The 22,572-nt window shown below is 42.1% G+C and carries 18 protein-coding genes and 1 pseudogene; 11 read left to right on the top strand and 8 right to left on the bottom strand.

From position 1 onward, the window contains the following. Entirely contained in the window at positions 1-1,224 is a 1,224-nt protein-coding gene (locus AAEY87_RS10125; RefSeq protein ID WP_350657080.1) for an Lnb N-terminal periplasmic domain-containing protein, read from the bottom strand. Positions 1,225-1,521: 297 nt separating this feature from the next. Between AAEY87_RS10125 and AAEY87_RS10120 the strand changes: the two genes are divergently transcribed. From AAEY87_RS10120 to AAEY87_RS10100, 5 genes are all read left to right on the top strand, one after another. Continuing rightward, a complete protein-coding gene (locus AAEY87_RS10120) occupies positions 1,522-2,421 on the top strand; it encodes a CBS domain-containing protein (protein ID WP_068038225.1) in 900 nt (299 codons plus the stop codon). A gap of 318 nt (positions 2,422-2,739) precedes the next feature. Continuing rightward, positions 2,740-4,314 carry an apolipoprotein N-acyltransferase gene (gene lnt / locus AAEY87_RS10115; RefSeq protein WP_068038224.1) on the top strand — a complete coding sequence of 525 codons (1,575 nt, stop codon included), beginning with the start codon at positions 2,740-2,742 and terminating at the stop codon, positions 4,312-4,314. 135 nt (positions 4,315-4,449) lie between these two features. Further along, entirely contained in the window at positions 4,450-4,905 is a 456-nt protein-coding gene (locus AAEY87_RS10110; protein WP_350657079.1) for a hypothetical protein, read from the top strand. A 262-nt stretch (positions 4,906-5,167) separates the two neighbouring features. Continuing rightward, positions 5,168-6,730 carry a peptide MFS transporter gene (locus AAEY87_RS10105; RefSeq protein WP_068329622.1) on the top strand — a complete coding sequence of 521 codons (1,563 nt, stop codon included), beginning with the start codon at positions 5,168-5,170 and terminating at the stop codon, positions 6,728-6,730. Between the two features lie 379 nt (positions 6,731-7,109). Beyond that, positions 7,110-8,927, top strand: coding sequence for an aminopeptidase P family protein (locus AAEY87_RS10100; protein ID WP_350657078.1), 1,818 nt, complete (start codon positions 7,110-7,112; stop codon positions 8,925-8,927). Positions 8,928-9,083: 156 nt separating this feature from the next. On the opposite strand, the gene AAEY87_RS10095 is transcribed toward AAEY87_RS10100, so the two are convergent. The 3 genes from AAEY87_RS10095 to AAEY87_RS10085 all read right to left on the bottom strand — a co-directional run bounded on the left by AAEY87_RS10095 (position 9,084) and on the right by AAEY87_RS10085 (position 13,077). Further along, positions 9,084-9,920, bottom strand: a complete 837-nt coding sequence (locus AAEY87_RS10095) for a cell envelope integrity TolA family protein (protein ID WP_350657077.1) — start codon at positions 9,918-9,920, stop codon at positions 9,084-9,086. A 165-nt stretch (positions 9,921-10,085) separates the two neighbouring features. Beyond that, positions 10,086-11,441, bottom strand: coding sequence for a beta-ketoacyl-ACP synthase II (gene fabF, locus AAEY87_RS10090; RefSeq protein ID WP_350657075.1), 1,356 nt, complete (start codon positions 11,439-11,441; stop codon positions 10,086-10,088). Positions 11,442-11,682: 241 nt separating this feature from the next. Beyond that, positions 11,683-13,077, bottom strand: a complete 1,395-nt coding sequence (locus tag AAEY87_RS10085) for an anhydro-N-acetylmuramic acid kinase (RefSeq protein ID WP_068329614.1) — start codon at positions 13,075-13,077, stop codon at positions 11,683-11,685. Positions 13,078-13,196: 119 nt separating this feature from the next. On the opposite strand from AAEY87_RS10085, the gene tyrS reads away from it, so the two are divergent. The 4 genes and pseudogenes from tyrS to AAEY87_RS10065 all read left to right on the top strand — a co-directional run bounded on the left by tyrS (position 13,197) and on the right by AAEY87_RS10065 (position 16,592). Beyond that, positions 13,197-14,408 (top strand): tyrosine--tRNA ligase, encoded by a 1,212-nt coding sequence (gene tyrS, locus AAEY87_RS10080; protein ID WP_068329612.1) that lies wholly within the window; start codon positions 13,197-13,199, stop codon positions 14,406-14,408. A 60-nt stretch (positions 14,409-14,468) separates the two neighbouring features. Next, the gene (locus AAEY87_RS10075; protein ID WP_068329609.1) at positions 14,469-15,044 is read left to right on the top strand and encodes a GNAT family N-acetyltransferase; all 576 of its coding nucleotides are present in this window, start codon (positions 14,469-14,471) and stop codon (positions 15,042-15,044) included. A 135-nt stretch (positions 15,045-15,179) separates the two neighbouring features. Continuing rightward, a pseudogene (locus AAEY87_RS10070) lies at positions 15,180-16,223 on the top strand (capsular polysaccharide export protein, LipB/KpsS family); the annotation flags it as partial. A gap of 153 nt (positions 16,224-16,376) precedes the next feature. Continuing rightward, positions 16,377-16,592, top strand: coding sequence for a DUF1653 domain-containing protein (locus AAEY87_RS10065; RefSeq protein WP_228138952.1), 216 nt, complete (start codon positions 16,377-16,379; stop codon positions 16,590-16,592). A gap of 94 nt (positions 16,593-16,686) precedes the next feature. On the opposite strand, the gene AAEY87_RS10060 is transcribed toward AAEY87_RS10065, so the two are convergent. Then, the gene (locus AAEY87_RS10060; RefSeq protein ID WP_350657074.1) at positions 16,687-17,523 is read right to left on the bottom strand and encodes an alpha/beta fold hydrolase; all 837 of its coding nucleotides are present in this window, start codon (positions 17,521-17,523) and stop codon (positions 16,687-16,689) included. 183 nt (positions 17,524-17,706) lie between these two features. Then, a complete protein-coding gene (locus AAEY87_RS10055) occupies positions 17,707-18,663 on the bottom strand; it encodes an alpha/beta fold hydrolase (RefSeq protein WP_068329604.1) in 957 nt (318 codons plus the stop codon). A gap of 190 nt (positions 18,664-18,853) precedes the next feature. Here AAEY87_RS10055 and AAEY87_RS10050 point away from each other — a divergent pair, with 190 nt between their 5' ends. Further along, the gene (locus AAEY87_RS10050; protein ID WP_350657073.1) at positions 18,854-19,534 is read left to right on the top strand and encodes a hypothetical protein; all 681 of its coding nucleotides are present in this window, start codon (positions 18,854-18,856) and stop codon (positions 19,532-19,534) included. A gap of 92 nt (positions 19,535-19,626) precedes the next feature. On the opposite strand, the gene AAEY87_RS10045 is transcribed toward AAEY87_RS10050, so the two are convergent. After that, positions 19,627-20,379 (bottom strand): SDR family NAD(P)-dependent oxidoreductase, encoded by a 753-nt coding sequence (locus tag AAEY87_RS10045; protein ID WP_350657072.1) that lies wholly within the window; start codon positions 20,377-20,379, stop codon positions 19,627-19,629. A gap of 99 nt (positions 20,380-20,478) precedes the next feature. Further along, the gene (gene upp / locus AAEY87_RS10040; protein ID WP_068038182.1) at positions 20,479-21,126 is read right to left on the bottom strand and encodes a uracil phosphoribosyltransferase; all 648 of its coding nucleotides are present in this window, start codon (positions 21,124-21,126) and stop codon (positions 20,479-20,481) included. 394 nt (positions 21,127-21,520) lie between these two features. Here upp and AAEY87_RS10035 point away from each other — a divergent pair, with 394 nt between their 5' ends. After that, entirely contained in the window at positions 21,521-22,087 is a 567-nt protein-coding gene (locus AAEY87_RS10035; RefSeq protein WP_350657126.1) for a DNA glycosylase, read from the top strand. The last annotated feature ends 485 nt before the right edge of the window (positions 22,088-22,572 follow it).

Genomic DNA, 22,572 nt, shown 5'->3' with positions numbered 1-22,572 from the left:
TCAATCACTAGAAGCTTGGGCAGCAGATTTCGCTTCTGCGTCAGCCTCTAACTGCGAATCAGCTAGCGGCGGGATAGGAATGCCTTGGCGAATTTGGGCAGAAAACTCATTGCTATTAGCGCTAGCGTCTAGATCTAAATTGGCCTGATTATCAAAACCTCTTACCTTTGGATTGATATGAGCACGCTCATACCACATATCCATTGACCATGGCTGACCGCCGTTCTCGGGATTAGCATCTAGCATTCCGACGTCGTAAAGATAATTTGGTAGCCAGCCAGATACCCAAATCCGATAATCCCATGGCAGACGTTCACCACTGACAATTCGTGCCATATAAAAGATAATATTGGTACAGTTGCTAGTTAAGGTGTTATACCAAGCGGGCTTTGCATTGAGCTCATCGGCAGCGGTTAAGTATGACTCAAACAATGATTTGACTTCTGACTGCTGTAAATGGCTAACAGGCAACAAATAAACTTGCTCACCGCGCGCATTACTGCGAGTATAAATGATATCGCGCTCTTCAGCGGCAATGAGGCTGAGCTCATAACGTCTAAAAAAGCCTGCCAGCGCCGAAAACGATTCGCCGTTTTCTTTACGAATCTCAAAAGAGAAGGCGAGCGGTCTCTCATCTTCGAAGCGAAAGCTTACTAGAGTATGCGCAATCAGCGGTCCCATCCAGTAAGAGTTACTCACATCGATGCCGGACAATTTAGACATATCAATCGTGCGCGTCTCCCAGTGCTCAGTCGCATCCTCATCAGTATGCCAATCAAAGTTACGCACATTGGTAAACGTAATCAAATCGGGGTTGGTGGCATCGCGCTCATAAGAGACTCTTTGACTGACTTCGGGCATCCAGTCACGGTTTTGTTTGGGTTCAATAGAGAAAAACCAACCAAGGCCGACTACCCAAACCGCCATATATATTCCAGTTAGCCATTTACTGGTTGTTTTTTGATTAATGGTTTTGTTAATCGTTTTGTCGATAATCTTGTTTGCTAGCTCTGGCTTATATTTTACGGTCAATAATGAGGCTAGCAAACTTACAATCACTATGGTCGCTATCCAAGTTACCGGACTGTATGCACCGAGCTGATAACCAAGCAACATTAATAGCCAGAGCGCTGATAATATAAGCGTCAGTGCAATCAAAAAATGTACAACATAATGCCGCCAATTTTTTGGTTGGCGTGCGTTGTCGCTCGTATTGTTCGACAAGCTAGGGTTAGCTTTACGAGATGATAAAAGCTGAGAAATAACAGAACGAAGCGACATAAGTGCAAGCTAAATAAGTGAAGTTGTTGACGATAGCAAAGTTTATAACACACTGACAATACAATTTGGATAAATTTGTCGTTGAATGTCTGGTGGGCTTGCGATAAAGTGAAGCTAATTTAGACTGGTCTATCTATCTCTAATGATAAGTTAGCCAGCTTTATTTATTATTTTAATCTCCATTACTCGTTTTATTATCATATTAATTATCATTAACTAAAGAGGTTAAATCACATCGCCATGTCTGACGACGTTCCAAGCCCGAGTAGTTGGTCGATGCGCGGCTTAAAACGCTGGCTATCGACCGCCCCCGAAACCCGTGATGAATTGATTCGTCTGGTACAAGATTCACGCCAGTTCTTAGAGCCAGATACAGTCGACATGCTCGAAGGTGTACTGGATTTGCCAGCCACGCAAGTACGTGAAATCATGACGCCGCGCCCGCAGGTGATAGGTCTACATGAAAGTACTAGCCTTGCTGAAGTGATGGATATCATCCTTGAAACCACGCATTCACGCTATCCTGTATTTGACAGTCAAGACGATGATGCGGTTATTGGTATCTTACTCGCAAAAGACTTGATTCCTATTTTAGTGCATATGGTGCGCGATCAAGAAGACAAGATTGACAGCAAACGTCTAAAAGACTTGGTACGTCAGCCGCTATATATTAATGAAAATGCGCGTTCTGATACCTTGTTACGCTCATTGCAGCGCACCCAAGTACACATGGCGATTGTAGTCGATGAGTTTGGTAACTTCGGCGGGGTGGTCACGATGGAAGATTTGTTAGAAGAAATCGTCGGTGATATCGTCGATGAGCATGATGACTTTGATGAAGATAGTGATATCAATAATATCGTTGTGCATCCAGAAAAGCCTAATACTTGGCGCGTGCAAGCCTCTACAGTGATTGAGGACTGTAATGACGAGTTAGGTAGTCACTTTGATGATACCGATGTCGATACCATGGGTGGCCTTGTAATGCAGACGCTTGGCTACGTGGGTGATTTAGAGGGTGAGAGCGTACAGATAGATGATTGGGAAATTAAAGTCATTGACGCAGAAGGACGCTTTATTCAAAATTTAGAGCTGACCAAAATCACTGCCGATCAGCGACTGTTAATAGGTAGCCACTAGTTTTCCAGCTATCAGTCCAGAACTCGGCTGCCAACTATTAATTTACCGATTTAGTATCTAAAGTATGTAAGGTACGCATATATATTAGGTTTAAGCTTTTATGGTAAGAACACGACTACGGTCGTGTTTTTTGCTTTTTGGCATTTACTATTTTTGCTACGCAAATTTACCCATTAATTAGTATAGGCTGGTATCATGGGCGGATTTAATTTTCAGCACTGCCAGTGGCCGTCAGACAGTATCTGTCAAAAAAAGGTTACTGTTAAAAAAGAAGCCTCAAACTTAATGTTTTGAATAATAAGATTCTGGATAATTGCTATGCGCCTGTCTACTGTTGATTTACAAAAGCGTTTGAATCCTACTAAGCCTAAACGCCTATCGCTAGGGTTAACTATTTTGATTGCTTGGCTTGCAGGTGCGATATTTATATTTGCACTCGCGCCTTATGGTATCTGGCCACTAGCACTGGTTTCACCTGCTATTTTGTATGCACTATTATTGCCGGATATGACTGGCAAGCGCGCATTTATTATCGGTCAAGCATATGGTACGGGGCTGTGGTGTGTTGGTGCGTTTTGGCTATATACCTCTATTCACGTTTATGGTGCGACGCCTGTATGGCTTGCGTTAATTATGATTGCGCTGATGGGCCTAGGGATGGGGTTATTTCATGGCTTTTTAGCCTTGATATTTAATCGGGTGGTTGGCAAGCAGCCATTATCCTTTGCAGCTCTTTGGATACTACAAGAGTGGATGAAAACGTGGCTGTTCACGGGTTTTCCGTGGTTGTTCGTTGGCTACGCCTTTACTGAGCAGTATTGGTTGTCTTCACTTGCGCCCGTCGCTGGTGTATTTGCCGTCTCTTTCGTCGCAGTATTATTAGCAGCCAGTATAGTGGAGCTTTTGCGTCGCCGCGCAGGTTATGCCATCGCCTCTGTAGCACTGTTGGTTATCAGCACTGCACTATGGCTAATCAATCCGCAGTGGACGAAACCTAAAGGCACGCCTGATTTATCAGTATCATTAATTCAAGGTAATATTCCACAAGACCTCAAATGGTTGACCGAGTATCAAGTGGAAACTCTCAAGATTTATGCAACCTTAACCAGCACTGAGTGGGGGCGCGATATCGTGCTCTGGCCTGAATCTTCAATCCCTATGTTCCAGACAGAGGCAGTTGGCTTTATCAGTGAAATGGTAAAAATGGCTAATGCTACTGATACCACATGGGTGACCGGTATTCCTTATAAAGATGAAGCAGCATTTGATGCCAGTACCGATAAGTATCCACCATTCTATAATAGTGTTATTGCCTTGGGTGCTGAGGCAGAAGGCTTGTATAAAAAACAGCGTCTAGTGCCATTTGGTGAGTATATTCCCTTTGAAGGCTTGCTAGATATCTTGCCCAATCTCGCTGGCAGCCAAGATATCATGAGCTATAGTCGCGGTAGTGATCAGCAATCACCGTTACGTGTGCGTGGGCATAATTTAGGCGCGGCAGTTTGTTATGAAGTTGCTTACCCTGATACCACTCGTAAAAATGCAATCGGTACTGACTTTTTATTAACTATCTCAAACGATGCTTGGTTTGGTACTTCAGCAGGCCCACTGCAACATCTGCAAATGGTACAGATGCGCGCGCTTGAGAATGGTCGCTGGTTTATGCGCGCAACTAACACTGGCGTTACCGCTATCATTGATCATAAAGGCCGTATTGTCGAGCGGGCGCCGCAGTTTGAGCGCACAGTATTACGCGGTGATATTCAGGCACGGGTTGGTAACACTCCGTTTATGAGTCTTGGTAATTACCCTATTTTGTTTATCATGGCACTGTTATTACTATTGAGCTATCTAGGTAAGCGCTCAACCACTCGCGCTCAGCTTGGTAAATAGGAACGTCATTATCATAGCTTAATTGGCATGTACTAAATAATAATTCCTTTAAATAGTTAAGGGTTTGAACACATTGGTATAAATTGCGATATAATAGGCTAAAATTTTAAATATTTTGTGCAAGGTGGATAAGGTATGTCAGAAGATATCGTCAACAACAATCCAAAAAAAGAGTTTATGTATGCTCTAGGTGGCATTGCCTTGTTTTTAGGTATTGTCTTACTTATTGGTATTTCAGCATTCTTGCGTCCAGCAGGAGAGCACATCACGGCTGAAACTACTGAGGCTTCGGCAGCGGCTGATGAAGCAGAAGCGATTGCCGCTGAAGATGCAGACCCAGCTGACACTGCAGAGGTAGCTGCTCCAGCAGGTGCTGATAGCGATGCTGCCGCAACTACTGAAACGCCTGCTGATGCAACAGTAACACCTGCAGAAGATACAAGTGGTGCAGTGGTTAGCGCTGAAGCTGGTACTGCAACTGCTTCTGGTACAGTTAGTCAAGCCGCAGTCGAAGATACTGATTTGACTGCAGAACAGGCTGATGGTGATTTAGATGCTGGTACTGCTGACAATACCGCAGCTGCACAGTAAGCGAATATCATTACTTAATAGTATTTATAAGCAACACGATTAGCTTCTAATTATCAAGCTTGTATAAAAGCACCGACCTATTATTTTTAATAGGTTGGTGCTTTTTTTTGTCAAGTTTTCGTAGGCATTTGTTCAAATAGTAAACAATCTTTCCCTTTACATACTGATAATCTAATGAAACAATAACGCGCATTTACGACCGTCCGTCTCAATAATGAAGGGCTTGGTCATCTCTATAGTAGTGTGTTAAAGGAATAAATTTATGAGAACGGAGACACAATCAGAGGTTAATACCGCTGAGCTAGAAGCACTAGATAATGGATTTATGGGACACCCTCAGCCATTACGTCCATTGTTCTTTACTGAAATGTGGGAACGGTTCTCTTATTATAGTATTCGCCCGCTATTAGTACTTTTTATGGTGGCAACGGTAGGCAGCGGTGGTTTTGGCTTTGATGAGGTAACCGCTTCTGCTATCTACGGCATTTTTGCTGGCTCTTTATACTTGGCAGCAGTGCCAGGCGGCTGGCTAGCTGATAATTGGCTGGGTCAAGAGCGTGCCCTGTGGTGGGGTAGTATTATTATTGCCCTTGGTCACTTGTGTATTGCGCTTTCCGCTATGTTTGGTATGACATTATTTTTCGTCGGTCTAATGTGTATTGTTTTGGGCTCAGGCTTATTCAAAACTTGTATTTCAGTGATGGTCGGTGCGTTGTATTCTAAGGGTGATGTACGCCGTGATAGTGGCTTTACTTTATTCTATATGGGTATCAATATTGGTGCATTATTAGCCGCGCTTATCGTTGGGGTGTTCAAAGAAAAAGGCATGTGGCATGTTGGTTTCGGTGTCGGTGGTCTGGGCATGCTAGTATCATTGCTCATATACCGTTTTTCTGCCCAAAAAACTTTAACACGCTATGCACGAGCAAAAGGTATCACGGCTGAGTGGGAACATGCCAATGATCGCCATAAAAACGTCGGTCGCTGGGTCGCAGGATTCTTAGCTTTACTAGCCACAATCGTCATTTTGGTCTCTACAGGTATGATGCCGTTTCAGCCTCAAATGGTGGCTGAGTATATGACCTATATCATCGCAGGTGTGGTGATACTTTATTTTGCTATTATGTTCATTTCACCTAGGCTTGATAAAACCGATAAGCTCCGTTTGTTAATTTGCTTTATTTTAATTATCGGCTCGACGCTGTTTTGGTCAAGCTTTGAGCAGCAGCCGACGTCTTTTAACTTGTTTGCCGATCGCTATACTGATCTCAACGTTTTAGGTTTTGAGATACCGAGTATTTGGTTTCAATCGCTCAACCCTTTATTTATTCTTCTCTTAGCGCCAATTATTAGTATTGTATGGGTTAAGCTTGGTAATAGAGGCGTTGAGCCTAGTAGTATGGTGAAATTTGCTCTCGGTATGTTACTTGCCGCCGCAGGTTTTGGCTTAATGATTGTGGCATCTAAAAGCATTTTGACTAATGATAGCGGGTTGGCATCACCTTTATGGTTGGTAGGTAGTTTGCTGTTACTAACGCTTGGCGAACTGGCACTTAGTCCTGTAGGTCTGTCTTCAATGACTAAGCTTGCACCAAAAGGCATGCAAGGTCAGATGATGGGACTTTTCTTTGCTTCTTTAGCCATGGGTAATTTGGTTGCCGCATTTTTCGGTGGCAACGTTTCAGCTGATAAGATTGAAGGCTTACCAGATCTATTTACGACGATGACGATTTTATTGGTTGTTACTGCTGCCTTATTATTGGTATTAGCGAAGCCTATTAATAACATGCTACAAAAAAGTGAGCGTGCCGATAAAGTCAGCTAATTAATAGGGTTTTTAATAAGTCGTTGAGCAAGTGTACCGCACAAGTCAATGACAGATGATGAGACGTGTTACCATTACTGGTAGCACGTTTTATTGTTTCACTTGGTGAGATATTTGCCTCAGGCTATTGAAAGCCTACTTTCTGCCCAAACATCTAATGATGTTCTGCTTTAATACTATTCTGCTGAAATAATAGTTGGCCTCATATATTTGGTATCTGACTTTTTACAACATTTTAATTCTCAAACATATTGAATGTGGCTGATTCAAATACTGATTATTTAATTAAACTTTAAAGCAACTTTACCCGCTCGAATAAGACGACTAATCATAGCCGCCTCACGATAAAACTTCTCTAAAACCAATAAGGAAGCATTTAATGAATAAACAAACCATTCATGATCGTATCGATAGCTTACGTAAAAGCTTAGCTGCCCAAGACCTTACCGCGATTATTGTGCCATCTGCTGATCCACATTTATCTGAGTACTTACCAGAATATTGGCAATCACGTTTGTGGTTGTCAGGGTTTACAGGCTCAGTCGGTACGCTCGTCGTTACGGCTGATTTTGCCGGCCTATGGACTGATAGTCGCTATTGGGTGCACGCAGCTGATCAGCTAGAAGGTACAGGTATCAGCTTAGAGAAGCTTGCTCCAGGCCAGCCAAATCATATCGATTGGCTCGCCGAGCACTTGCAAGAAGGTGATAGCGTAGCAGTCGATGGTAATGTGCTATCTATCGCTGAGCAAGATAAGTTACTAGACGCTTTTGATGCCAACGACATTACTTTAATCACTGAGCGTGATGTATTGACAGACATATGGAGCGATCGTCCAGCGCTACCATCAGCAGAGTTATATGCTCACGATGAGCAGTTTCTCGCCCAGTCTGCTACCTCAAAACTTGCTGCCGTGCGTGCCAGTATGGGCGATGCAAGCGCAACGTATCACCTGCTTTCTAGCTTAGATGACATTGCATGGTTGACCAACTTACGCGGCGCTGACGTCGATTATAATCCTGTGTTTTTAGCGCATATGCTGATTAGTGCAGACAAAGCGACATTGTTTGTTGATAATAATAAAGTCAGTAGCGATATTGAAAAAGCCCTAAAAGATAGCGGTATAACGCTTGCTGATTATGATGCAGTACAAGATGCATTGAGTGCGCTGACGCCAGATGACTTGCTATTGTTAGATCCAAGTAAAGTCGCAGTGGGTACGCTATCAAAAATGGCGGACGATGTAGGCTTTATCGAGCAAATGGCACCGAGCACTTTGCTAAAATCTGTTAAATCTGACTCAGATATCGATCATGTACGTGAAGCCATGCGTCAAGATGGAGCCGCATTAAGTGAATTCTTTGCCACATTTGAGAAGCGCTTAGCAGATGGTGAACGCTTAAGTGAGCTGGACGTTGATAGTATGCTGATTGAGGTACGTAGTCAGCAGCCACATTATGTATCGCCAAGTTTTCCAACCATTGCAGGATTTAATGAAAATGGTGCGTTGCCGCATTACCGTGCGACACCAGAAAAGTTTAGCTACCTTGACGTCGCTGAGGGCGAAGGTGGATTATTGCTGATTGACTCAGGCGCTCAATATCAAAACGGCACCACCGATATCACTCGCGTGGTCGGTATTGGCCAAGTAAGCAGCGAGCACAAACGCGACTTTACCACGGTACTCAAAGCCCATATTGCTTTAGCGCGTGCAAGCTTCCCTGATGGTATTGCCTCGCCACTAATTGATGCGATTTGTCGTGCGCCATTATGGCAAGCACAGATGGATTATGGTCATGGTACAGGGCATGGCGTTGGTTACTTCTTAAACGTCCATGAAGGCCCGCAAGTCATCGCCTATAGTGCCAGTACGCCAAAAGAGCGCGCGATGAAAGAAGGCATGATATCCAGTAATGAACCAGGTCTATACCGCGAAGGTAAGTGGGGTATTCGTATTGAAAACTTGGTGGTAAATATGTCAGTTGCGAGTCCGACTGAAACTGAGTTTGGTAAATTCTTAAACTTTGAAACCATCACTTACTGCCCAATTGATACTCGTTTGATTGAGTCTTCATTGTTGGATCAGGTAGAGATAGATTGGTTAAACGACTATCATAGCCAAGTCTTTGCTGAGCTAAAAGATCGCGTTGATGGCGCGGCACTTGAATGGTTGACCGAGCGTACACAAGCCATTTAAAAATAAAAGCTTGTATCTACGAATGCATATCCCGCCCTAAAATAGAAAAATCCCCGTAAATTATTTACGGGGATTTTTTTGTGTTAAAGCTTTTTAAGGTACTTAGAAAATCAGTAATAAATACAATAATCAATAAATGCTAAGCCCTTTCAAAAGCTAGTTCTTCTTAGCAATGTTTCTTTGAATAATATCTTCGACAGCTTGGTTTTTTTCTGTAATACCAGCTAGTTGATGACTAACTTCGGCACGTAACCATGATTTTAAGTCCTCAGACATTTGCATCATTTGCTCACTGAGGTAATCATCTACGTGCATCTCTAGCTCATGAATTAAGGTCTCATGGGCAGCACTTAACTCTGGATCCTTAAATGACAAATCAATTGCTGCACCTTTTTTAGGCTTCACAATAGTATGTTCTGTATGGTTGTTAGGATGAATACTACCATCAGCGCTATTTTTCTCATTGTCTGTAACGCTAACATTAGTACCAGTGTCAGGATTATCATTGGTAGTAGCTGCTGCATTTGTATCTTGCGCTACTTTAGCACGGTTATTTTTATCGGTTTCTAGTTGTGCTGCACGCTCTTCTTTTTGCGCTTGTTGCTTTTGTGCTTGCTCTTTTTGCGCTCGATCTATCTGCAGCTTTTCTTCTTGGCGCTTAGCTTCTTCACGCTCAACTTTTGCTGCAGCACGTGCTTTTTCTTCTGTGGCTTTTTTCTCTTCTGCTAAGCGTTGTTGTTCAGCAGCGGCACGTTGTTCCGCCTGCTTATCGGCAAGCTCTTTTGCAGCCGCTTGCTCTGCTTCATGCACACTATATAACTCATCAAGGTGCGCGTCTAAATCAGGCAGACTAAAGGTAAAACTTTCAAAAGGAGTGTCTGTTTGCAGCAGAGTAGTAATATCCGTTAATTCTTGGACAATGGCAGCGCGTATCTGCTCTGGCGCACGGGTCCACCGCTGATAAAATTGATGCGAAAACGAATAGCTTGACATAGACTCTTCCATAAATTTTCTAAAAATTACCCCTTATCATACGCAACTATGATAAGGGGCTGCAAGGGGACAAACGTAGCAAATCTGCTACCAACGTTACATTGATAGCATTATTCACTTTTATAGCTTAATTATGATTCAACTTAGGCTCAATAACTATGATAACTATGACCAACGTGCAAAAATCAATGAACCATTGGTGCCGCCAAAACCAAAGCTATTAGATACAGCGTAATCAAGATTTTCAACTTTACGTGATTTATTGGCCACATAGTCTAAATTGCAGTTGTCCTCGACATTGTCTAGATTAATCGTCGGCGGTACATGCTGATTCTGCAAAGCAAGTATCGTAAAGATAGCTTCAACACCACCAGCTGCGCCTAATAAGTGCCCAGTCATAGATTTGGTTGAGCTAACCAAGATGCTGTCTTTGACTGAAGCAAATACGGTCTCAATCGCGATGGATTCAGCGACATCTCCAGCAGGCGTACTAGTACCATGGGCGTTGACATAGCCAACGCGTGATGGATCAATACCTGCGTCATTAAGGGCACTTTGCATAGCGCGTGCAGCACCATTACCATCTTCAGGTGGCGCCGTGATATGGCTGGCATCGTCACTCATACCAAAGCCGACAACTTCAGCCAGTATGGTTGCACCGCGTGCCTTGGCGTGAGCAAGGCTTTCCAGTACCAATACGCCTGCGCCGTCACCCATCACAAAACCATCACGATCTTTATCGAATGGACGTGATGCTTTGGTCGGCTCATCATTGCGGGTAGAGAGCGCATGCATAGCCGCGAAGCCTGCCATACCTAATGGGCTCGAGCCTCTCTCGCTACCACCTGCAATCATGACATCAGCATCACCATAAGCGATTAGGCGTGCAGCCAAACCGATAGCATGCGTACCTGTAGTACATGCCGTTGCAGTCGCAAGATTGGGACCTTTAAGTTTGTGTTTGATAGCTACTAGGCCAGCTGCCATATTGGCAATAGAGCCTGGAACGACAAATGGTGATACTTTTTTAGCACCTCTTGCATTTAGCATGGCGCAGCTATCTTCAATAGTTTGAATACCACCAATGCCTGATCCTAAGATGACACCGAAGCGCTCTTGGTCGACATTCTGTACCGGAGTGTCCTCTGCGCTGATTGCTTCAATGAAGCCTGCATCTTTAAGTGCCATTGCAGTAGCAGCTACACCATAGTGCATAAATGCATCATAGCGGCGTGCGTCTTTGGGGCTCATATATTGCTTAGTGTCGAAGTCTTTAATCACGCCTGCGATTTGGGCGCGATAGTCAGTCGCATCGAAATGTAAGATTGAGGTAATGCCGCTTTCGCCGTTGAGCAGTCGTTTCCATGTGCTTTCGATATCCACTCCTAGCGGGGTAACGGCACCCATACCCGTGACGACGACACGCATCTCATCAGAACGCTCATAATGAGGTGGTTTATGACGCAGTTTTGGTGCAGTATTGGTATGTTGCGGTGTCGATGAACTGCTATTTTGGCTCATGAGATATATCCTGTACTTGCGGTCCTAAAGGGATGGACTTGCTTATATTGTATGGCTATTGAGGAATAGTTCTATATTATTTATAGCGTTATCTTACTATTTTGACAGCCATTATAAAGCACATAAGTGCACGTCTGTAAACTTAATAGTTCATAGAATAGTGACGCTAGAGTAATATGCCACTATATTGCTATTGATTGCACGCTTAAATACTATACAAATTCAATAATAATGTTAATGATTAAGCAAAACACACTTGTCCCAAAACAACGCCTTTACTTGCGCCAGTAACGGCTGGCAAGTTACCTGTTTCACCTATGAGTGTCTGCCTTGCCAGCCAAGCAAAAGCAACCGCCTCTACCCAAGCGGGGTTAAGTCCTAGGCTTGCAGTAGTCTCTACTATGCAATGGGGGAGATGTGCTTGTAAGCGTGTCATCAAATAATCATTCAGCGCACCGCCACCGCAGACATACACCGAACTATTTTCATGAGCTTGTATAAACATGTTAATTTGCGCACTAGCACTAATGGCCGTCAGCTCGGTCAAGGTTGCTTGTACATCAGCGGATGAATAACGAATATGGGCAGAAGCCTGATCGAATTTTTGTAGTTCGTCCTGTAACCAAGCTAAGTTAAAATCTTCACGACCTGTACTCTTAGGGTAAGACCGTGCAAAAAATGGATGCTCTATCAGCTGATTAAGTAGCGGCTCAACGACTTGTCCAGATTGTGCCCATGCACCGCCAGCATCATAATCATTATCGGTATGCAATGCCGTCCACGCATCTAATAATAAGTTAGCAGGGCCCGTATCATAACCAACAACGCTATCTGCTTGTTGATTGTTTGAAAGGTCACTAGTAAGCGCTGGCAAGACGGTGATATTAGCAATACCACCCAAGTTTAATAAAATGCGGGTACAGTCAGGCGTGGCAAATAATGCTTGATGAAAAGCAGGGACCAAAGGCGCACCTTGACCACCGACCGCCATATCACGGCGACGAAAATCACTCACGACGCTAATGCCAGTACGCTCAGCGATGATATTGGCATCGACTAATTGCAACGTAAAGCCCATTTGCGGGCGATGGCGCACGGTTTGACCATGACAGCCAATCGCTAGCACGGACTCACTATCTGTATTTGACTGCTGCAACAAGGTATTGACCACGTCGCTTGCAAACTCACCGTACTCTTTGCTTGCCCAACCGAACCAGTCTAACTCGCTGTTTGGTTCATCAGCTGTTGGCGTTAATTCTTGGACACCATTAGGCTGACATAAGGCCAATAACACTTCACGGAGACGTGGTGGAAAATTCTGGCTACAAGTCGCCAATAAACGCATGGGTTGCGGCGTGTCGTCATCATTATTAAGATCATCACTATTAACATTGTCATTAAATTGACAAAGAACAGCGTCCATACCATCTAAGCTAGTGCCCGACATCATACCGATGTATAAACCATCATCGAAGCTTTCAAACACCGTTTGCTCCAGCGCATCGGTCAATGTGGCATAATTTAAGTCATCAATACTTTCTAAACCATTGTCTAAAGTATTGTCTAAACCATTATCAAAATTCATATTTGAATAAGTAGTATCATTAGTATCAGCAATCGATGCGGGGTTGGTCATGGCAATTTCCCTTAAAAAACGCTAGTATATCTGTCAAATTCTAACATCTTTTGATGGCTATCAGATTCTAAATAGTTCAAACAATTTAATCTTTCAATAAAGACAATAAAGAGATCATCATGACAGACCATTCATACACCTTAGAAGAACAACTTGCCCTTATTCAGCGCGGTACGCAAGAAATTCTATCGCAAGAAGATTTAGTCGCTAAGTTAAAACTAAACCGTCCGCTACGTATTAAGGCAGGCTTTGATCCCACCGCACCTGATCTGCATTTAGGTCACACGGTATTGATTAATAAGCTTAAGCACTTTCAAGATTTGGGTCATGAGATTTATTTTTTAATTGGTGATTATACGGCCAAAATTGGCGATCCCTCTGGTAAAAATTCTACGCGTCCACCATTGACCGACGAGCAAATCCAAATCAATGCGCAAACTTATGCTGAGCAAGTCTTTAAGATTTTGGATAAAGAAAAAACCAAGATTGTCTTTAACTCTGAATGGTTCAAGGATATGTCAGCGGGTGATATGATTCAGCTTTCTAGCCAGTTGACCGTTTCACGTATGCTTGAGCGCGATGATTTCTCTAAACGCTACGCGGCGCAAACGCCAATTGCTATCCATGAGTTTTTATACCCATTGGTGCAAGGTTATGACTCTATCGCGCTAAAAGCCGACGTCGAGCTTGGCGGTACCGATCAAACCTTTAATATCTTGATGGGTCGCACTTTGCAAGGCCGTTATGGTCAAGAGCCGCAAGTTTGTATTACGGTGCCAATCTTAGAAGGCTTAGACGGCGTCAATAAAATGTCTAAGTCACTGAACAACTATGTCGGCATCTATGATGCACCGGGCACGATGTACCAAAAAATCCTATCCATGCCAGATACCCTAATTCGTCGCTACTTTGAATTTTTAAGCTTTAAACCGATGGAAGAAGTCGACAGCTTGATGGCAGAGATGGAAAATGGTCGCAATCCACAAGAAATCAAACGTATTTTAGCCGAAGAATTGATTGAGCGTTTTCATGATGCGGACGCTGCTGCCAATGCGCATAAATCTGCAGGTAACGTACTGGCTGATGGCGAATTACCAGTGGATTTACCAGAGATAATGCTAGATTTAGAAGGTCAAGACGCACTATTTATTACCCAAATTCTGAACCAAGCTGAACTTGCCAAAAACAACTCAGCAGCTAAAGATATGGTAAAACGTGGCGCAGTAAAAGTGGATGGCGAAGTGGTCGACGCCAGCTTTAGCTTAACCTCAGGGCAGACAGCGGTTATCCAAGCAGGTAAAAAAGCTTATGCAAAAGTGACGGTGGGTTAATCAAGATGGCAAGTTAGGTAAAGAGAGTTTATAAGTTCATTATGGCTTGAGGAGAGAGATATGCTAGACCTTCCTACATTATCAAGTAACGGAATCACCCTTAAGCCATTGACATTAAGTTATGCAAATGACTTAGCCGAAGCTTGCCAAGACGGTGAACTATGGAAAATAAACGAGACTTCTGTACCAGAGCCAGATAAAGTCATCGACTACATCAATACTGCAGAATCAATGCCCGATAGAAAAGCTTTTGTCGTCATTGATGAGTCAACCGGTAAGGCGATTGGCTCAACGAGCTTCCATGATATTTTGCCTTTTGCGAAACGCTTAGAGATTGGCTATACCTGGTATGCTCAATCGTATTGGCGCACGCATGTCAATACGACCTGTAAGCTCATGCTGCTCACCTATATATTTGAAACCTTAGAATATCAAACCGTAGGCTGGCGCGCGGATATTGGCAATCGCCGCTCACAAGAAGCGATTGAACGCTTAGGCGCCAAAAAAGATGGGGTCATTCGAGGCAATAGAGTCTGCCGTGACGGCGTTATTTCAGATACAGCGATGTATAGTTTGGTAAAGTCTGAGTGGCCACAAGTAAAAGCAGAATTGATGAAAAAGCTTAAGACGTATTAAACATTTAAAAATAGTCTTTATCAGTGCTTTGGTCGACTGTTCAACACACAATAACAACCACTAAAATTTGTAGTTAATATAAATAAGAATCTTAAGTAAATTCCTGTCTATCAAACTAATAGTGACTTTTCTTCTATGAAAAAAATCAAAAAGTTCATTAAATATCCTATCCAGTCGACTAATGATATTTTAATGAAGCGCTTACCACTATCTGAACGCAATAAAGAGGTGTTAACAGATGAGCTTTCTAAATTAGTTTCAAACTCAAAATCAAACTCTCTACCAACTATCTATATTATAGGATTTAGTACTTGGAAAAAAATTATTAGGAAGTATTTTAAAGAATATAACTTAGTATTTATCGACAAATCTATTTCAAAAGAGCAGTTTAATCGACGATATCGTTGGCAGATAATGGTTAATATAGATAGAAGCCAAATCTTTATCTGGGGGTATAAAGCACCTGATTTTATATTTGATTTTATCCAAAAGAACGATATAAAAACGTACTTCGTTGAAGATGGTTTTATTCGTTCGGTTGGGTTGGGTGCAACTAAAGAACCTCCTTTATCTCTTTGTTTAGACAGCGTTGGTCCAGATTTCGATGCGGGAAAACCAACAGATTTAGAGAATCTATTAAATTCTTATGAATGTAACGATGACTTGTTATTAAGAGCAAAAGATCTAATAGATACCATTAAATCGCATAGAATTAGTAAGTATAATCATTCAAAAAAGGTTGATGTGCAAGGTATTTACGGAGAGAAAAAAGGTAAGCGGATATTGGTAATTGGTCAGGTAGAAGACGATGCTTCGATAAAGCATGGCTGTATATCAAAGCTGACTAATAACGAGCTAGTAAAAATAGCCGCCGCTGAGAATCCAGATGCGCAGATTATATATAAAGTACATCCAGACGTTTTAAATGGTCACCGAGATTATTTATCCAGCCCCTTGTTAGTTAGAGATATATGTCAAGTACTGGAGTTGGATATACCACTTGCAGATGCTTTAGAGACGATAGATCATGTTTATACTATGACATCTTTGTCAGGATTTGAAGCTTTGATAAGAGGTATCAAAGTAACCACAATTGGCGCTCCTTTCTATTCAGGTTGGGGGTTAACTGACGATAGACAACCAACTGTAAGACGAAAGAAAAAGCTATCTTTAGAAGCCTTATTTGCGATAAGTTATATTATCTATCCTAGCTACTTTGATGCCTATACTGGAGCTATTATTGAAATTGAAGATGTTATTGCAGAAATAGTTAGACTTAAAAAAGTTAAAAACATTGAGAACTATGGTGTTTTACTAAAAGATGTTTTTGTTATTCCCCAAGGCATTTACCGCCATTATAAAGGCAGTCTTTACCAAGTTTTGCATACCGCTCAGCATTCCGAAACGGAAGAAGCGTTAGTCGTTTATCGCTGTTTGTATGGCGAATATGGTGTCTGGGTACGACCGTTAGCGATGTTTGCTGAGACAGTCATAGTAGATGGTAAAGAAATACCTAGATTTGAGATGATTAAAGCTTTGGCTGATTAATTCTAAACTTTCTTATAAATTATCCTTATATTTAATTAACCAAACAAGAAAGCGACCATTTAAGGTCGCTTTTTTATGCATATTGAAAGGGTAGTTAGCTGTCTAAAAAGGCAATTAAGGCTTCATTAAACTCTTTTGCATGAGTCACATTAATACCGTGCGGACCACCTTCAATGATATGAAGTTGACTATTTGCAATCATATCGTGAGAACGCTGACCACTCACTTCTAACGGTACGATTTGATCCGCATCGCCATGAATGATCAAAGTTGGTACGTCAAATGCTTTTAAATCATCACGGAAATCGGTATAGCTAAAAGCTTTGACACAATCGTAGCTAGCTTTGGCAGAGGCAAATGCAGCAATGTCACGGTTATATAAACGTAATGGTTTACTAACTAATAATTTGCCGTCTTTTGGAGTAAAAAAGTTCTTAGTAAAGTCATTTAAGAAGGCAATACGGTCACCGCTGACACCATCTAAAAACTCCTGAATGTCTTGCTCTTCTAAGCCACCATCAGGATTATCATCCGCCTTAAATAAATAGGGCGGCACAGCAGAGGCTAGTACTGCTTTACTGACACGCTCTGAACCATATTTCCCAAGATAACGCGCCACTTCGCCACCGCCCATAGAGAAGCCGACGATAGTAGCATCTATTAAATCTAGCTCATCCATCAAGGCTTTTAGATCTTGTGCCAAAGTATCGTAATCATACCCGTTCCATGGCTGGGAGGATTTCCCAAAACCACGTCTGTCATACGTAATCACTTGATAACCCGCCTCAACCAGTGCAGGGAGTTGTGACTCCCACGCCCGTCCGCTTAATGGCCAACCATGAATCAACACAACAGGTTTGCCAGTACCTTGGATTTCGTAATATAGTTCGACAGGTTGCTCGTTTTGAGTTGCAACTTTCACATATGGCATGCTCAGATCCTTTTGATATTATTATAAAGTTTTTATAATGACGCACCTTTTTGATTTGGTTTTTGGTTAATGAAGGCAAACGTCAGCTTTTTAGTATAAAAGTAGATCGGAGCAATTACTATGACGTGTTGTAAAGTTATAGTGTCGATTATAGAGTTTTTATGTGACAGCGTAATGTTGTGCCTAACCTTCCAAAAATCTCTTTAACACTTTATAAAAGCCAATCGGCTCGTCCATTGGTACCGCATGACCCGCCTTCGGTAAAACAACTTCAATAGCATTAGGTAGCATATAGGTGACTTTCTGCTGCCATTCGGGATCATATAATCTAGAGCGACCACCAATTAAGTTCACTACTGGAATAGTGACTTTTTCTATGACTGCCCGAAAGTCGTAGGGCAGCTCTAAGTAAGCTTGCAAGCAGCGCATCTTGTGTTGCCATGTACTGTGATTATAAAACACCAGCTGATGATCATTTTGATGAGTCAAGAATTGTATGATGGCTTTTGAGCGCGAGCGATTTACTGATAGTAAAGAGAATAGCCGTTCGACATCAGTGACTCGGCGTTTGATAGCAAATGGCAGATGCGTGAAGCTATCAATCTTGGCATAGGGTAGCGTCATATCGACCACGTTATGAAAAATATCAAACACCTCTTGCTGTTTCTCTCCGAACAATCCACCTTGCCAATCAGACTGATTATGGATAGCAGGGCTTTGGTCGATATTTAAATAGTGACTTACCCGCGATATACCAAAACGTTCAAAATATGCCCACATCACTTGAGCGCCCATTGAAATAGCGGCAACAGGTAGAGACTCTATGCTTAGCTCACGGCAAACTTGCTCAATCACTGCGTTAATATCGTCAGCATACTGGCGTACAAAATCAAATTGCGTCAAATTGATAGATTTCGCTTCTCCAAAACCTCTAAAGTGCGGTAAATAGAACTGATATTCGCCCGCGAGCGGTAAGATAAACGGTAAAAACTCACGCGCATCCATGCCGTAAGCATGTAGCATGAGCACAGGTTTGCCTTTACCGATGACTGAGACTGGGAGCGTTATATTGTTAGCAGTAGTGACGTTCATAGTCTGTAATTGGTATTGCATCGGCAGTGTGAGCAGATTTTTTATCATGAAGTGGTTTCATCTCATCTTAATGTTATCAAACTATTTTAATGTCAAAATGCTTAGCACAAAACGTCTTTATATTATTGATAATAGGCTGTTATAGTAAAAACAGTCAGGCTGACCATAGCATAAAAAATGTCTATCAGTGAAGAGTCGTCAAAGTGATGGCTTAATAATAAAAAGGGAATGTTGGTTTATGAATAGAGCGACATTATCAGGACTGGATAATAGCCTTTATCCGCAAATATGGGAGCAGCAAACTTTTGCCAATCCGCATAGCTTGTTAATGGCGCTACTAACAGGTGGCCTTGTTTTAGACCCAAAAGACTTTACCAAGCAATTATTAGCAAACGATACTTATCAAGATTGGATTAATGCTTCCGTATTCGGACGTTATATCCAGCGTAGTTTTGCAGCCTTCTATAGCCAAACTGAAGACAATTTTAATATGGATATGCCAGCGCTGTTTCGTGCCGAGCTAATGCGCCACGCTCAATACCTACCATTGGGACAAGTGTTATTTGTCGCTGGAAATATACCCAAGAGCGCACGCTTCGATAAATTATTTACCAGCACCGTCAATCCTGCTACTGCGGTCTTAGGGGCTCAAAAAATTAAGCAGGATGCGCTAAAGTCAGGACGAGAAAACAGTCAAACCTTGATTGTGAATCAGATAAAAGTCGTTGGCAAGCAAGTCGTTGGATTTCCAATACGCCATAATAAGCGCACCAGCGAGCGCACTCGTAATGAAGTATTGGTATTAGAGTTTCATGATTTACGTTTGGTAAATGAGCAGGTTTTAAGTAGTGAGAAGCTAACTAATACGGCGATGCCAAATGACACTGCCGTATTGCTTCGTTATTATGAATTGCGTTGATATTTTAAACGTCGACAATCTAAACATTGATACTTTAAACGTCGATAGTTTGAGTTTGCAAAAAATTATAGGCTGGCTTTCTGATTCAATTTTTAGCTATCTTGCTTAGCAATCGTTAATCCATTATAGGTTTGCGCGACTGGCATCACTTCTAAACGGTTAACGTTAATATGAGCAGGAGATTCTATGAGCCAAAGTAAAATATCACCAATATCTTCTCCAGTCATGGTTTTAAAGCCATCATAAACCTTAGCTGCTTTATCTTCATCACCATGATAGCGGACATTTGAAAACTCAGTTCCAGCGACATTACCCGGTTCAAGATTGGTCACTCGCACTTGCGTACCTAGTAAATCAGCTCGTAGATTTAAACTAAATTGTTTTACAAAAGCTTTGGTAGCACCATAAACGTTACCGCCAAAGTAAGGCCAGCTGCCTGCAATCGAGCCAACATTAATGATATAACCACTATCGCGAGCGGCCATCGCTGGCAAGACGGCATGAGTCAGCGCCATCAGACCTTTGATATTGGTATCTGTCATACGCATCCAGTCATCAAGGCTGGCATTTTGGGCAGGCTCTGTACCCAGTGCTAGCCCAGCATTGTTAACCAAGACATCGATTTGACTAAAGCCATCTGGCAAATCGGCGATAATTTGCGGAATAGAGGCAGTATCACTGACGTCCATCATTACGGGTAAGAATAAATCGCCCAAAGTTTCTGCCAAAGCATTAAGTTTATCGATACGTCTGGCACAGCCAATCACACGGTGACCTTTGGCAACCAAACGTTCAGCCAGTGCTTTACCGAAACCAGCGCTTGCTCCTGTAATCAATACATTCATTTCATATCCTTTTGATGCTGTGTGCTTGTGGCATAATTTTTATGACGAGTATTTGTTTTGGCTTAATAGTTGCTATCTTAACTGCGGTTCAATCGATAGTTACCTATTTGATAATTGCTTACCAAAGATTTTATCACCTGCATCGCCAAGACCTGGAATGATGTAACCGTGCTCATCTAAATGACTGTCTAGTGCGGCGGTATAAATGGTCACGTCAGGATGCGCTTCATTCACCAAGCGTACGCCCTCAGGTGCAGCAACTAACACTAAGGCTTTAATATTGGTACAGCCATTTTTCTTTAGCATCTCAATAGTCGCTACCATCGAACCACCCGTTGCTAACATTGGATCAATGATAAGGGCAGGACGTTTGTCCATGTGGCTGACGAATTTTTCAAAAAATGGTACTGGTTGCAAGGTCTCTTCGTCGCGCTGCAAACCCACGACAGAGATTTTTGCAGTAGGAATCAAATCGAGCACCCCGTCCAACATGCCAATACCAGCACGTAGAATAGGTACAATCGTTGCCGTCTTACCGATAATTTGCTCACCAGTGATCTCACCACACCAGCCTTCCATCGGGAACGTTTCAATTTCAAAATCGCGGCTTGCCTCATAAGCCATCAAACGTGCAAGTTCTTTAGTTAGCGTACGGAACTTATAAGTACTACAGTCTTTTTCGCGCATGAGGCTGAGTTTATGACGGACTAACGGATGCTCAATTACAGTAATTTTTAAGTCGCTCATAAGTATTCTCTTGGTTTTTGGTCTGATGCTTGCGCAGTAACTGCGATTGCTATTAGTATAAAAGATACAAACACTTACTGCACATTAACCCTATATTTAGCCCATAAATAGTAAGCTTAATACTCTAATAATAAAGCGGGCCAAATGCATTTATAACGAGGTTAGTTTTATTTAAGTCGACCACATTTGACTATCATAGCGCCATAACAAGTGAAGCAGTGTTTAGACCTGCTATGATACCAAAAAAACCGCTTTTCTGATGAAGAATATTATGACCAAACAACTATCAAGCACCCAGAATGAAACAGCTCCTAGCTCAGTAACGCTAGAGATACCAGCAGCAAAAATAGAAACCCATCCGTTTGGTCCTGTTTTACCACCCAATGCCACGGTGATGATGATGGGAACTTTTCCACCGACAGCTGACAAATGGGCGATGAGTTTTCATTATCCTAACTTTTATAATGATATGTGGCGTATTTACGGGCGCGTGTTTTTTGATGATGCCAATTATTTTAGAGTCGGCGATGAAAAACGCTTTGATCCTGAGCGTATTCGCGACTTTATGTTCGAGCGCGGTATCGCTTCTTGTCCGACAGTAAAACAAGCTATTCGTGAAACGGGCAATGCCTCGGATAAAAACTTAACCGTTGTAACGCCTGTTGATTTAGACAATATCTTGCTACAAGTACCAAAGGTGCAGACCTTATTTACGACAGGAGGCAAGGCAACAGAGGTATTACTTAACTTATTAGCTAAGCCACCTGCCAAGTCGAAGTATCCTAAGACCAATCAAAGTATGGATTATCCTTACCAATGGCAAAACGACCATAATAAAAAAACTGATATTAATAGTCTTACCTTATATAGGTTGCCTTCAACTTCGCGCGCCTATCCTTTAGCGTTAGATAAAAAAGTCGCTGCCTATAAAGAATTTTTTAAAAAGATTGGCAAGCTATAAAAAGTGTCATATATAGAAGGCTTTTATATAGAAGAGGTGAGCGATTTTAAGAAACAAAGGCCAGTTATGATAAAGGTAAAACTATTTTTGACGCTAACTGACTGATAAATAAGTAGTATTAATAATAAGGCTAGATAATCTCTAAAATAGCAGACAAAGCCCCTTGACCCTCATTCAAATATGCGTATAATGCGTCCCAGTCGGAAGGGAAGGTAGTTTAATAAGTGGTTCACCACTTATTGAGAACGCTTCTAGGTAAATTACTTTTAATTCAGTTTAGAATAAAATAATTTACTGCTTGACACCTCGTTAAAAGGGTCTATAATACGCCCCTCAATGAGACAAACGGCAATGATTGCAGTGTATTATTACACAACAATAACCCAATTAACTTATTGAAACGAAACGAAATAAAAGCTTGACAAATCAAATCATTATGATATGATAGTCGGCTCGCTAGATAGGTTAAGCCATAACGGTTTAAG

Source organism: Psychrobacter sp. S1-30-MNA-CIBAN-0213, from assembly GCF_040309845.1.
In the GTDB taxonomy this organism is placed as follows: domain Bacteria; phylum Pseudomonadota; class Gammaproteobacteria; order Pseudomonadales; family Moraxellaceae; genus Psychrobacter.
This window is presented reverse-complemented; position numbering and strand designations above follow the sequence as displayed.

Bases quoted from the DNA above. Each gene is read 5' to 3' on its own strand.
- AAEY87_RS10085 (WP_068329614.1), bottom strand. From the start codon at position 13,077: ATGACCAACCCCGCATCGATTGCTGATACTAATGATACTACTTATTCA.
- lnt (WP_068038224.1), top strand. From the start codon at position 2,740: ATGCGCCTGTCTACTGTTGATTTACAAAAGCGTTTGAATCCTACTAAG.
- AAEY87_RS10075 (WP_068329609.1), top strand. From the start codon at position 14,469: ATGCTAGACCTTCCTACATTATCAAGTAACGGAATCACCCTTAAGCCA.
- AAEY87_RS10035 (WP_350657126.1), top strand. From the start codon at position 21,521: ATGATGATGGGAACTTTTCCACCGACAGCTGACAAATGGGCGATGAGT.
- AAEY87_RS10055 (WP_068329604.1), bottom strand. From the start codon at position 18,663: ATGATAAAAAATCTGCTCACACTGCCGATGCAATACCAATTACAGACT.
- tyrS (WP_068329612.1), top strand. From the start codon at position 13,197: ATGACAGACCATTCATACACCTTAGAAGAACAACTTGCCCTTATTCAG.
- AAEY87_RS10120 (WP_068038225.1), top strand. From the start codon at position 1,522: ATGTCTGACGACGTTCCAAGCCCGAGTAGTTGGTCGATGCGCGGCTTA.
- AAEY87_RS10095 (WP_350657077.1), bottom strand. From the start codon at position 9,920: ATGTCAAGCTATTCGTTTTCGCATCAATTTTATCAGCGGTGGACCCGT.
- AAEY87_RS10105 (WP_068329622.1), top strand. From the start codon at position 5,168: ATGAGAACGGAGACACAATCAGAGGTTAATACCGCTGAGCTAGAAGCA.
- AAEY87_RS10050 (WP_350657073.1), top strand. From the start codon at position 18,854: ATGAATAGAGCGACATTATCAGGACTGGATAATAGCCTTTATCCGCAA.
- AAEY87_RS10060 (WP_350657074.1), bottom strand. From the start codon at position 17,523: ATGCCATATGTGAAAGTTGCAACTCAAAACGAGCAACCTGTCGAACTA.
- AAEY87_RS10045 (WP_350657072.1), bottom strand. From the start codon at position 20,379: ATGAATGTATTGATTACAGGAGCAAGCGCTGGTTTCGGTAAAGCACTG.
- AAEY87_RS10110 (WP_350657079.1), top strand. From the start codon at position 4,450: ATGTCAGAAGATATCGTCAACAACAATCCAAAAAAAGAGTTTATGTAT.
- AAEY87_RS10100 (WP_350657078.1), top strand. From the start codon at position 7,110: ATGAATAAACAAACCATTCATGATCGTATCGATAGCTTACGTAAAAGC.
- upp (WP_068038182.1), bottom strand. From the start codon at position 21,126: ATGAGCGACTTAAAAATTACTGTAATTGAGCATCCGTTAGTCCGTCAT.
- fabF (WP_350657075.1), bottom strand. From the start codon at position 11,441: ATGAGCCAAAATAGCAGTTCATCGACACCGCAACATACCAATACTGCA.